Annotated in this window: 11 protein-coding genes; 5 read left to right on the forward strand and 6 right to left on the reverse strand. The window is 68.5% G+C overall.

Features of this window, described 5'->3' with window-relative positions:
- Positions 1 to 55: 55 nt before the first annotated feature.
- The 4 genes from pstS to FBY39_RS09245 all read right to left on the reverse strand — a co-directional run bounded on the left by pstS (position 56) and on the right by FBY39_RS09245 (position 5,251).
- Complete coding sequence (gene pstS / locus FBY39_RS09230; RefSeq protein ID WP_141932027.1) at positions 56 to 1,171, reverse strand: phosphate ABC transporter substrate-binding protein PstS; 1,116 nt, start codon at positions 1,169 to 1,171, stop codon at positions 56 to 58.
- A 138-nt stretch (positions 1,172 to 1,309) separates the two neighbouring features.
- Complete coding sequence (locus FBY39_RS09235) at positions 1,310 to 2,248, reverse strand: NUDIX domain-containing protein (RefSeq protein WP_141932028.1); 939 nt, start codon at positions 2,246 to 2,248, stop codon at positions 1,310 to 1,312.
- Positions 2,245 to 4,410 (reverse strand): RNA degradosome polyphosphate kinase, encoded by a 2,166-nt coding sequence (locus FBY39_RS09240; protein ID WP_141932029.1) that lies wholly within the window; start codon positions 4,408 to 4,410, stop codon positions 2,245 to 2,247. Before FBY39_RS09240 ends, FBY39_RS09235 begins: the two co-directional genes overlap by 4 nt.
- Before the next feature lie 142 nt (positions 4,411 to 4,552).
- Entirely contained in the window at positions 4,553 to 5,251 is a 699-nt protein-coding gene (locus FBY39_RS09245) for a response regulator transcription factor (protein WP_141932030.1), read from the reverse strand.
- Positions 5,252 to 5,367: 116 nt separating this feature from the next.
- On the opposite strand from FBY39_RS09245, the gene FBY39_RS09250 reads away from it, so the two are divergent.
- The 4 genes from FBY39_RS09250 to FBY39_RS09265 all read left to right on the forward strand — a co-directional run bounded on the left by FBY39_RS09250 (position 5,368) and on the right by FBY39_RS09265 (position 8,594).
- The gene (locus tag FBY39_RS09250; RefSeq protein WP_141932031.1) at positions 5,368 to 5,658 is read left to right on the forward strand and encodes a hypothetical protein; all 291 of its coding nucleotides are present in this window, start codon (positions 5,368 to 5,370) and stop codon (positions 5,656 to 5,658) included.
- 133 nt (positions 5,659 to 5,791) lie between these two features.
- The gene (locus FBY39_RS09255) at positions 5,792 to 6,394 is read left to right on the forward strand and encodes an FABP family protein (RefSeq protein WP_141934059.1); all 603 of its coding nucleotides are present in this window, start codon (positions 5,792 to 5,794) and stop codon (positions 6,392 to 6,394) included.
- On the forward strand, positions 6,394 to 7,497 hold the full coding sequence (locus FBY39_RS09260; protein WP_141932032.1) for a folate-binding protein YgfZ: 1,104 nt from the start codon (positions 6,394 to 6,396) through the stop codon (positions 7,495 to 7,497). Before FBY39_RS09255 ends, FBY39_RS09260 begins: the two co-directional genes overlap by 1 nt.
- A 47-nt stretch (positions 7,498 to 7,544) precedes the next feature.
- Positions 7,545 to 8,594 carry an aromatic acid exporter family protein gene (locus FBY39_RS09265; RefSeq protein WP_260838065.1) on the forward strand — a complete coding sequence of 350 codons (1,050 nt, stop codon included), beginning with the start codon at positions 7,545 to 7,547 and terminating at the stop codon, positions 8,592 to 8,594.
- Positions 8,595 to 8,614: 20 nt separating this feature from the next.
- On the opposite strand, the gene FBY39_RS09270 is transcribed toward FBY39_RS09265, so the two are convergent.
- Entirely contained in the window at positions 8,615 to 9,457 is an 843-nt protein-coding gene (locus FBY39_RS09270; protein WP_141932034.1) for a class I SAM-dependent methyltransferase, read from the reverse strand.
- Between the two features lie 42 nt (positions 9,458 to 9,499).
- Between FBY39_RS09270 and FBY39_RS09275 the strand changes: the two genes are divergently transcribed.
- Positions 9,500 to 10,249 (forward strand): phosphoglyceromutase, encoded by a 750-nt coding sequence (locus FBY39_RS09275; RefSeq protein WP_141932035.1) that lies wholly within the window; start codon positions 9,500 to 9,502, stop codon positions 10,247 to 10,249.
- 74 nt (positions 10,250 to 10,323) lie between these two features.
- Here the strand turns inward: FBY39_RS09275 and phoU are convergent, their stop codons facing one another.
- Positions 10,324 to 11,025: a phosphate signaling complex protein PhoU gene (gene phoU, locus FBY39_RS09280; protein WP_141932036.1), complete on the reverse strand. Its 702-nt coding sequence runs from the start codon at positions 11,023 to 11,025 to the stop codon at positions 10,324 to 10,326.
- Positions 11,026 to 11,125: the final 100 nt, after the last annotated feature.

Raw genomic sequence — 11,125 nt, forward strand, 5'->3', positions numbered from 1 at the left:
CACTATCGGGAAGATGCCGGGCCCGCTGCGCGCAACGGGCCCGGCATCTGGCAGATTACTCCGCGACGATCAGATCGATCGCGGCGTTGACCTGGTCGCGGAGCGTGTCCGAGATCGGGGCGCTACCGGCTGCGGCAGCGGCGGCGTCCTGTCCCTCGGCGCTGGCGATGTACTGGAGGAAGCTCTTCACGATCGGGCCCGCGGCCGCGTCGGTGTACTCCTCGCAGGCGATCATGTAGCTGATCAGGACGATCGGGTACACACCGGCAGCGTCGCTCGTGCGCTCGAGGGCGATCGCGAGGTCGCCCTCGGTGCGGCCCTCTTCGAACGGCGATGCGTCGACGATTGCGGCAGCGGCCTCGGGCGAGTACTCCACGAACTCGTCGCCGACCTTGACGGCGGCGGTGCTGAGACCCTCTTCAGCGGCGCGCGACGCGTCGGCGTAGCCGATGGTGCCGTTTCCGCCGGAGACGGCCGACACGACACCTGAGGTGCCCTGCGCGGCTTCACCGCTGGACAGCGGCCAGACGCCGTCGGGCTCCGACGACCAGGTGCCGCCCGACGCCTGGAACAGGTAGTCGGTGAAGTTCTCGGTCGTTCCCGAGTCGTCGGCGCGGTGCACGGGCGTGACAGCGAGGTCGGGCAGTTCGACGCCCTCGTTCAGCGCGGCGATCGCGGGGTCGTTCCAGTTCGTGATGGTGCCGGCGAACAGGCTGCCCATCGTCGCAGCGTCGAGGTTGAGCGAGTCGACACCCTCGAGGTTGAAGATGACGGCGATCGGCGAGATGTAGGTCGGGAGCTGGACGATGCCCGAGCCGTCGACGCAGCCGTCGAAGGGACCCTCGGCGATCTCGTCGGTCGTGAACGCGCGGTCCGAACCGGCGAACGGGAAGGCCCCGGCCTGGAAGGACTCGCGGCCGGCACCCGAGCCAGAGGGGTCGTACGTGATCGTGACGTCGGGGTTCGCCGTCTGGAAGCCGGCGGTCCAGGCCTGGACGGCGACCTCCTGCGACGACGCGCCACCACCGGCGATCTCGCCCATGAGTGACGAGCCACCGTCGGCGGGCTCGGAGGAGGAGCCTCCGGACGTTTCGTTGGAGGCGCAGCCGGCGAGAGCGAGTGCCGCGATGGCGGCAATGGCGCCCACCTGGGCGATGCGGGGAATCTTCACTGTGAATCCTTCACGTGTCAGAGGATGAGGGTCCGTTCGAGGACCTTCGGGTGTTCGGCCCGGTGCAGGGCACGCACTGACCGTAGGTGCGGACTGTTAAGAGAGTCCGCTGGACGGGTGAACGGAAGGTGAACGGGCCTAGAGCGTCGAGGCGTGCGTCTCGATCGCGACGATGCCCGATCCGGGTGCGTCGGAGGAGAGGTGCACGACCGAGAACGCCGCCGGTTCGAGGGCGGACGCGCTCCCGAGGTAGGAGCCGCGCAACGTGCCCGTCGCCAGGGCGATCTCGCGCAGGATGTCGGGGAGCACCGGCCCATGGCTGCACATGACGGCCGGCTTTCGCGCGCGGACACGCTGGCCGACGATCGTCCGTGCGTCCGACGCCCCTTCTTCCCACGCATCCTGACTGAGGAGATCTGTCGTGTCGATCCGCCGCCCCAGAGCCGCCGAGAGCGGTGCCACCGTCTTGACGCAGCGTACGGCGGGGCTCGAGATGATGCGGCGCGCGCCGAATGCGCGAAGAGGTCCCACGATGGCATCCGCCTGTCGCTTGCCGCGCGGTGAGAGCGGCCGCGCGGCGTCACTGGCGTCCCACTCCTCGCGGGAGAGCGCTTTGGCATGGCGGAGCACGATGAGGGGGAAGGTCCTCAGGACGCCGTCGTCGACGAGGCGCGCGAAGTTCTCGAGGATCTCGACGTCGACGGGATAGCTCAGCCGCTTGAGCGCTTTGGGGACAGACAGCCATTCGAGGGCGGCGATCTCCTTGTTCGGCACGAAGGCCGAGGCGCGGATCGCGGCATCCGTCGCTTCGGCTGCCCAGTAGTGCACGATCTTCTGCCGTTTGTTGGGCATGCGGTAGCGGGAAACGCCGATCGCGACACCGAGGGCGACGCGGATGCCGGTCTCCTCGAAGATCTCGCGCGCGGCGGTCTCGGCGAGCATCTCGCCGGGATCGACCTTGCCCTTGGGGAGGGTCAGGTCGCGATACTGCGCGCGGGAGACGAGCAGGACCTTGAGTTTGCCGTCGACGAGTCGCCAGATCACTCCGCCCGCCGCGTAGATGGCGGTCTCTGTCATCGGGCGACCCGCGCCCGCCTCCGACGCTGGACGGACGACATCGTCCGCTCCTGCAGGTCGACGAGGGGCGCCCCGTCGTCGCGGGTGCTGTGCCGCGTCCAGAGTCCGTCGGCGCCGAGGTGCCACGAGCTCGTCGAGTCGCTCATCGCGAGGTCGAAGAGGCTCGTGAGCTCCTTGACGTGATTCGGCGCGACGACCCGCACGAGTGCTTCGACCCGACGGTCGAGGTTCCGGTGCATCATGTCGGCGCTGCCGATGTACACCTGCGGGTCGCCGTTGTTCTCGAAGGAGAAGATCCGGGAGTGCTCGAGGTAGCGGCCCAGGATGCTGCGTACCGTGATGTTCTCGCTCATCCCCGCGACGCCCGGCTTCAGGGAGCAGATCCCTCGCACCCAGATGTCGACCTTCACACCCGCCTGGCTCGCACGGTAGATCGCATCGATGATCTGCTCATCGACCATCGAGTTGACCTTGATCCGGATGCCGGCGGGCTTTCCCGCCTCGGCATTGCGACGTTCCTTGTCGATGAGTCGGAGGAGGCCCTTGCGCAAGTGCAGGGGGGCGACGAGGAGACGCTTGAACTTCTTCTCGATCGCATAGCCGCTCAGTTCGTTGAACAGGCGCGTGAGGTCGCGTCCGACCTGCTCGTCGTTCGTGAAGAGTCCGAAGTCCTCGTAGATGCGGCTCGTCTTGGGGTTGTAGTTGCCCGTGCCGATGTGGCAGTAGCTGCGGAGCATCCCGCCTTCTTCGCGGATGACCAGCGCCAGCTTGCAGTGCGTCTTGAGTCCGACGAGGCCGTAGACGACGTGCACGCCCGCCTTCTCGAGCTTGCGCGCCCAGACGATGTTGTTCGCCTCGTCGAAGCGTGCCTTGACCTCGACCAGGGCCAGCACCTGCTTCCCTGCTTCAGCGGCGTCGATGAGGGCCTGCACGATGGGGCTGTCGCCCGACGTGCGGTAGAGCGTCTGCTTGATGGCCAGCACGTGCGGGTCCTTGGCGGCCTGCTCGAGGAAGGCCTGAACGCTCGTCGTGAACGACTCGTAGGGGTGGTGCACGAGCACGTCGGAGGCGCGGATAGCGGCGAAGAAGTCCGCGCGCCCGTTCTGCTCGGCGGGTTGGAAGGCGACAGCCGTCGTCGGCACGTGCGGGGGGTACCGCAACTCGGGACGATCGATCTTGCCGAGCTCGAAGAGCGCTCGCAGGTCGAGGAGTCCCGGGAGTCGGTAGACCTCCTGCTCCGTGATGTCGAGCTCGTCGATCAGCAGACCGAGTGTGAGGTCGTCCATGTCGTCGGTGACCTCGAGTCGGATCGGGGGTCCGAAACGACGGCGGAGCAACTCGGCCTCGAGGGCCTGGATCAGGTTCTCGGTCTCGTCCTCTTCGATCACGACGTCTTCGTTGCGCGTGAGGCGGAACGTGTGGTGATCGAGGATCTCCATGCCGGGGAAGAGGTCGTCGAGATTGTTCGAGATGAGGTCTTCGAGCGGCAGATAGCGGATGCGGTCGCCTTCGCGCGACACCTCGACGAAGCGCGGCATCATCGGCGGCACCTTGAGGCGGGCGAACTCCTGCCGTCCCGTGCGGGCGTTTCGGATGCGGATCGCGAGGTTGAGGGAGAGGCCCGAGATGTAGGGGAACGGGTGTGCCGGGTCGACCGCGAGCGGCATGAGGACGGGGAAGACCTGGCCCTGGAAGTACTCGTAGAGCGTCTCGCGCTCGCTGTCCTCCAGAGTGTCGTACGAGACGATCTGGATACCCCGCTCTTCGAGCCCCGGCTTCACGAGATCGGCCCACGCTTTCGCGTGCCGCAGCTGCAGCGCGTGGGCTTCGGACGATAGATCGGAGAGGACGTCCTGCGGCGCCCGCCCGACGTTCGTGGGAACGGCGAGACCCGTGATGATGCGGCGCTTGAGACCCGCGACGCGGACCATGAAGAACTCGTCGAGGTTGCTCGCGAAGATCGCGAGGAAGTTCGCACGTTCGAGCATGGGGACGGCGGGGTCCTCGGCGAGCTCCAGGACGCGCTGGTTGAAGGCGAGCCAGCTGACCTCGCGGTCGAGATAGCGATTGTCGGGCAGAAGGGAATCGAACGTCTCCGGCACGTCGAAGTCGTCGTCGTCCGCGTCTTCCAGGCCCGCGTCGAGCACCTCGTTGTCGATCATCCCCTCATCATTGCAGGGAGAGGTGTTCAGGAGGCAACGAACAGCGCCGTCGACGTGCCTCGGGAGGATGCTTCGCGCGCCGTTTCCCGTCCGTTCACCGTGGCTCTGCCGTCGACCGCGGCTCTACCGACGACGGCGGGTTTCAGGCGTCGGTGCGCTCGCGAGCCGTGGGCAGCTGGTCGTCCTCGTAGACGTTGAACCGATAGCCCACGTTGCGCACGGTGCCGATCAGCTGCTCGAGATCGCCGAGCTTGGCGCGGAGCCGCCGGACGTGCACGTCGACGGTCCGCGTGCCGCCGAAGTAGTCGTATCCCCACACTTCGGAGAGGAGCTGCTCCCGCGTGAAGACGCGCGAGGGGTGCGTCGCGAAGAAGTGGAGGAGCTGGAACTCCTTGTACGTCAGGTCGAGCGGCTTTCCGTGCACCTTCGCGGAGTAGGACGACTCGTCGATCGTGATGCCGGAGGTCTGGATGCGCGTCGTGACCTGCTCCGCCGTTTGCCGGCCGATCGCGAGACGCACACGCGCGTCGACCTCTGCGGGGCCCGCCGAGACGAGGATGACGTCGTCGACGCCCCAGTCGGTGGACACAGCCGTCAGCCCGCCTTCCGTCACGACGAGGATGAGCGGCGCGTCGAGGCCGGTCGTGTTGAGGATCTTGCAGAGCGACTTCGCCCCGACGAGATCCACGCGCGCATCGACGAAGATGACGTCGGCATTCGGAGCGTTGACCAACTGAGCGGGTTCGGCCGGGATCTGCCGGACGCGGTGGCTCAGCAGCTCGAGGGAGGGCAGGACGGGGCCACCTCCATGCGTGGAGCTGAGTACGAGAAGCTGTGCCAAGAACGTCGTCCCTCCGGTGCCGCGGGTTGCACCGTGCCCCACAGTCTAAGTGCACACTCGGCAAGCGTTAACCCGGCCCGTCGCGCGCGGGCCCGTCCATGGGCGAGAATAGCGGCGTGACCCTGCCCGAACTCGTCCCGCGCCGCACCATCGGCGGCATCGTCGCGGTGTGGATCGCGGCGGGGATCATCGGGATCGCCGTCGGTGTCTTCGCCGACTCGGCATGGCGCGCACCCTGGCTCGTCGTGGGGATGGGCGGATGCGTCATCCTCGCCTTCGCCATCCAACTCGCATACGGGCGCTCGCAGGGGTTCACCGAGCGCGTCGCGACGAGCGCCCTCGGCGCCCTCTTCGTCCTCGGTGTCATCAGTCTGGGGTTCGGTCTCGCGACCATCGTTCCGAGCTAGAGTGGTGCCATGGACCTCTTCGCGCTCGAACTGTTCTTCGTGGGCCTCCTGGGCCTCGCGTCGCTTGCGATCGTGTTCGTCTCCGCCGTCGTGTTGAAGAACCTCTACCGCGGCCAGCGCTGATTCGATGTCGATGCACGAGATCCCGACCGGCCTGCCGTCCGATCTCGTCCCCCTCTCCTGGCTCCTGGGCGTCTGGGAAGGAACGGGCGTCATCGACTACGGCGTGGGCGACCGGCATTTCACGGGCGAGTTCACTCACCGCGTGAGCTTCAGCCACGATGGCGGCGACTTCCTGAACTACTCCGGCAACGCCTGGCTGCACGGTGCCGACGACGCCCGTACGCCCCTCGTCTCCGAGGTCGGATACTGGCGACTCGCGCGACCCGCCGCCGAGAGCGACCCTGGTCCTGGACTCCTCCCCGCACTCCAGGAGTCGACGGTGCGGACCGTCGACGACGTCGAGGAGCTCCGCAATGCAGAGGGCGGCTTCGACATCGAAGTCTCCCTCGTCCACTCCGACGGCGTGAGCGAGCTCTACCTCGGGCAGGTCAAGGGGCCGCGCATCGATCTCGCGACCGACGCCGTCGTACGCACGGCCGGCGCCAAGCCCTACTCCGCGGCATCCCGCATCTACGGTCTCGTCGACAACCATCTGCTGTGGGCGTGGGACATCGCGGCGTTGGGCCGTGAGCTCGGGTCTCATGCCTCGGCACGTCTCGCGCGGGCGGAGTGATGTCGCAGACGTTCGCGGGGATCCCCGGAGCCGTCGTCGATGACGGCGGCCTCCGTCATCTGGGCAGCCCCCTCACCGAGCAGCGCGCGCTGCAGGCCGGAAAGGCCCTCGCGCCGCTCGGCGAACGCGTCGTCCTCGCCGTTCCCGGCGAGGACCGCCTGTCGTGGCTCGACTCGCTCGCGTCGCAGGCCGTCTCCCGACTCGCTCCCGGCGTGAGCACCGAACTGCTCATGCTCGACCCCCACGGCCGCGTGCAGCACGCGGCATCCGTCATCGACGACGGCCACACGACGTGGCTCATCGCGGATCGCGGCGACGCCGCGGGGCTGCTGGAGTGGCTCCGCCGCATGCGCTTCCGCCTGCGCGTGGATCCTCAGGATGCCGGCGAGGAGTACGCCGTCGTGGGCGGCACGCGGTCGGCCGTCGCGGGGCTCGAGCCTGCATCCCCCCACGGCGTCCCTCTCGTCTGGATCGATCCGTGGCCCGATGTCGCGATCGGCGGCTGGGGCTACGCTCCGGCCGACCCGCACCCCGGTGCGGAGCGCGACTGGGCGGAGGCGATCGTGACGCGCGCGGAAGAGCGGAGGCTCGCCGACGAAGCGCGCCGGGGAGCGATCGCGCTCGCCGGCCGCGATGCCGTCGAAGCACTCCGCCTCGCGGCCTGGCGACCTGGATTCGCCGACGTCGACGATCGTGCGATCCCGCACGAGCTCGACTGGCTCCGCACGGCGGTGCATCTCGACAAAGGCTGCTATCGCGGGCAGGAGACGGTCGCGAAGGTGCACAACCTCGGGCATCCTCCTCGTCGCCTCGTCGCCCTGCAGCTCGACGGAAGCGCGAGCGTGCTGCCATCGCCGGGTGCGATCGTGCGCACCGTAGATGATGAGGTCGGCCACGTGACGTCGGTCGCCCGCCACTTCGAACAGGGCCCCATCGCCCTCGCGATCGTCCGACGCTCCACGTCCGCCTCCGCCGAACTCACCGTCGACACCGAGGACGGCCCGATCGCGGCAGCCCAGGAGATGATCGTGCCGCCCGAAGCGGGCGCGACGGCGAACGTGCCGCGCATCACGAAACTCTCGCGGCGGCCGCTCGCGACGTGAGCACGGCGCCCGAGACGGCGGCCATCCCCTCGGGATGGCGTCGGCGGATGGATCCCCGTCCGGCCCTGCAGCGCGTCGCAGACTCGGGCATCGCGATCGTGCAGATCGTCGTTGCGGCGACAGGCGCCTATGCCTTCGCGCACTTCGTGCTGGGTCATGCCGCCCCGCTGCTCGCAGCGACGGTGACCTTGTCGAGCCTCGGACTCGTGCGGGATGCCCGCCCGCGCCGCGTGCTCGAGACCGTCATCGGCATGATCATCGGGATCCTCGTCGCCGAGGTCCTTCTCCTCGTCGCCGGATCGGGATGGTGGCAGCTCGCGATCGCACTCGCGCTGACTCTCACGGTCGCACGATTCCTCTCGGCGCAGGCGAGCTTCGCGATCGCCGCCGGCATCCAGTCGATCATCGTCATGGTGATACCCGCGGCCGCCCCGTTCGAGCGCCTCGTCGACGGCGCGGTCGGGGGAGTGGCGGCCCTCCTCGTGACGGCGCTCCTCCCGCGGAATCCCGCCCGCGCCGAGCTTCGTGACGCACGCGCGGTGTTCGCAGCGGTGGACGGAGCGATCGCGACGATCGTGCAGGGACTTCGTCGCGGCGATCGTCTTCGCGCCGACCGCGGGCTCCAGAAGGCGCGGGCGATCCAGCCGCTGCTGGAGAACTGGCGCTCATCCCTCGAATCGGGCGCGGCGATCGCGCGGATCGCGCCGTTCCTCCGGCGCCAGCGGTCGGAGCTGGCCCGTCATCGCCGGATCCTCGAGGCGATGGATCTCGCGACGCGCAACCTCCGTGTCGTCGCCCGGCGGGCGGCATACCTGGTCGACGACGGCAGCGCCCGACCGGTCATGGCCGATGTGCTCGCCGAGCTGGGGCGGGGTGCGCACCGGATCGCCGATTCGCTCGACGACATCTCGCTCGAACCCGAGGCTCGCGCGACGCTCGTCGCCGTCGCCTCGCACCTGGACCCCGCCGAGATCGCGCCCTCGGGCTCGTTCGTGGATCAGAACCTCGTGGGTTCGCTCCGCCCGCTGGCCGTCGACCTGCTGACGGCGACGGGGATGCCGCAGGATGCTGCGAGGGCCGCCGTTCCGCGCATCTGAGCGCCGTCGGCGGCATCCGATCAGGTCGTCGGTGCCACCGAGCGCCACGGCACCGTCACTTCGCCGAGCCGCCATCTGCTCGACTCCTGCAGCGGCCACCCCGCGGCTGCCATCTCGGTGAGTGTCCGCTTCCATCGGTGGACGGGTCCGAAGGGCGCGACGGCCGCCTGCCGCACCCACTCGCCATCGAGGGCGGAGAGGAACGCGTGAACGGGCTCGCCCGGAACGTTCCGGTGGATGAGGGCCTTCGGCAGGCGTTCCGCGGCGATCGAGGGTCGCCACTCCGGGTCGGTGGATGCCGCGGCGAGGCGCAGCGAAACAGTGAGCGATCGCGGCGCCGCGTCGTCGTCGAGGGCGATCCACGTGCAGATCCGCCCGATCTCGTCGCAGGTCCCCTCGACGAGGAGCCCACCGGGCGCGAGCCGTGCCGCCATCGACGCCCAGGCCGCCGCGACCTCGCTCTCGTCGTACTGGCGGAGAACGTTCATGACGCGGATCACGGCGGGTCGACGGCCGGATGCCACGGGAACCTCGAAGCCTCCGCGCGCGAAGGACACACGGGCATCCGGTGAGAACGGCGTGCGACCGTCGCGGACGAGCTCGAGCTGCCGGTCTGCGTGGGCGACGCGGTCGGGATCGATCTCGAGTCCCAGCACCTCGACGTCGTCGCGTACGGCGGCGAGACGTGCTTCGAGCTCGAGAGCCGTGACGGCGCTCGCCCCGAAGCCGAGGTCGACGACGAGGGGATCCGGGCTCCGTCGCAGCACCGGATGCCGGGCGATCCACCTATCGACGCGCCGCAGGCGATTGGTTCCCGTCGTCCCGCGGGTCGCGTGTCCCGTAGGAGCGTGGCGGGGCGACATGAGCCCATGATCTCAGAGCCCGCTGCTGGCTAAGCTGGGGGTATGAGTGCGCCTTACACGCTGATCCTCCTCCGTCACGGCCAGAGCGAATGGAATGAGCTCAACCTCTTCACCGGATGGGTCGACGTCCGGCTCACCGAGCAGGGGAAAGCCGAGGCCCGTCGCGGTGGCGAGCTCCTCGCCGAAGCCGGCCTCCTTCCCGACGTCCTCCACACCTCTGTCCTCAGCCGCGCGATCCAGACGGCGAACATCGCGCTGGACTCCGCCGATCGGCTGTGGATCCCCGTCAAGCGCTCGTGGCGACTCAACGAGCGTCACTACGGTGCGCTGCAGGGCAAGGACAAGGCTCAGACCCTCGAAGAGTTCGGACAGGAGCAGTTCATGCTGTGGCGTCGCTCGTTCGACGTGCCGCCGCCGGAGCTCGCCGACGACAGCGAGTGGAGCCAGGTCGGAGACCCCCGCTACGAAGGCATCGACGGCGACGTCCCCCGCACGGAGTCGCTCAAGATCGTGATCGACCGCATGCTCCCGTACTGGCACAGCGACATCGCCCCCGATCTCCAGGCCGGCAAGACGGTGCTCGTGACGGCGCACGGCAACTCGCTCCGCGGTCTCGTGAAGCACCTCGACGGCATCAGTGACGCCGACATCTCCGAGCTCAACATCCCCACCGGCATCCCGCTCGTCTACCGGCTCGACGAGAACCTCGTTCCGATCCAGCCGGGCGAGTACCTCGACCCCGAAGCTGCCGCGGTCGGGGCTGCTGCCGTCGCTTCGCAGGGCAAGCACTGACCTTCGCTTGAACGAAAGAGAGACCGGATGCCGCGGCATCCGGTCTCTCTTTCGTGGCGGCCGTGCCGCGGTGACTACTGCTGTTCTGCTGCGAGCTGCTCGGCAGCGGCGACGACGTCGATCGCGTCGGTCGGTGCGGTCCAGTCGCCCGTCGAGAGGTAGGCGACCTTCTTCGCGACCGAGACGGCGTGGTCGGCGAAACGCTCGTGGTAGCGGCTCGCGAGCGTCGCGTCGACCGTCGCGGCCGCCTCGCCCTGCCACGAGTCGCTCAGGACCTTCTCGAACACCGAGACATGGAGCTCATCGAGCTTGTCGTCGGTGTTGCGGATCTCTTCGATGAGCGCGAGGTCCTCGGTGCGGAGGAGCTCGGTGAGCTTGCGGGACACCTCGACGTCGTACTCGCCCATCTTCAGGAAGGTCGACTTGAGGCCCTTGGGGATGGCCCGCTCGGGGAACCGCATGCGGGTCAGCTGAGCGATGTGCTCGGCGATGTCGCCCATGCGCTCGAGCGATGCGCTGATGCGCAGGGCGCTCACGACGATGCGGAGATCGCGGGCGACGGGCTGCTGCCGCGCGAGGATCTCGATCGTGAGCTCGTCGAGGGCCAGTGCCTTCTCGTCGATGATGGGGTCGGCGTCGATGACCTCTTCGGCCAGCGCGACGTCGCTCGTTCCGAAGGCCCTCGTCGCCTTGTCGATCGCGACCGTCACGAGTTCGGCGATCTCGACGAGGCGACCCTGGACGTCTTCGAGGGACTGGTGGAAGACTTCGCGCATTCGGGAACCTTTCGTGTTCGCGGGGCACCGGTCCGGGCCGATCCACGGCGGCGCGCCCACGACCCTGGCGATTGTCGTCAGCAAAGGTTAACGAACGGTG

Source organism: Microbacterium sp. SLBN-146, from assembly GCF_006715145.1.
Lineage (GTDB): Bacteria > Actinomycetota > Actinomycetes > Actinomycetales > Microbacteriaceae > Microbacterium.

What these genes read in the sequence shown, in the direction of transcription:
- FBY39_RS09235 (WP_141932028.1), bottom strand. Translation starts at nt 2,248, where the DNA reads ATGACAGAGACCGCCATCTACGCGGCGGGCGGAGTGATCTGGCGACTC.
- FBY39_RS09240 (WP_141932029.1), bottom strand. Translation starts at nt 4,410, where the DNA reads ATGATCGACAACGAGGTGCTCGACGCGGGCCTGGAAGACGCGGACGAC.
- FBY39_RS09255 (WP_141934059.1), top strand. Translation starts at nt 5,792, where the DNA reads ATGCACGAGATCCCGACCGGCCTGCCGTCCGATCTCGTCCCCCTCTCC.
- FBY39_RS09260 (WP_141932032.1), top strand. Translation starts at nt 6,394, where the DNA reads ATGTCGCAGACGTTCGCGGGGATCCCCGGAGCCGTCGTCGATGACGGC.
- FBY39_RS09265 (WP_260838065.1), top strand. Translation starts at nt 7,545, where the DNA reads ATGGATCCCCGTCCGGCCCTGCAGCGCGTCGCAGACTCGGGCATCGCG.
- FBY39_RS09270 (WP_141932034.1), bottom strand. Translation starts at nt 9,457, where the DNA reads ATGTCGCCCCGCCACGCTCCTACGGGACACGCGACCCGCGGGACGACG.
- FBY39_RS09275 (WP_141932035.1), top strand. Translation starts at nt 9,500, where the DNA reads ATGAGTGCGCCTTACACGCTGATCCTCCTCCGTCACGGCCAGAGCGAA.
- phoU (WP_141932036.1), bottom strand. Translation starts at nt 11,025, where the DNA reads ATGCGCGAAGTCTTCCACCAGTCCCTCGAAGACGTCCAGGGTCGCCTC.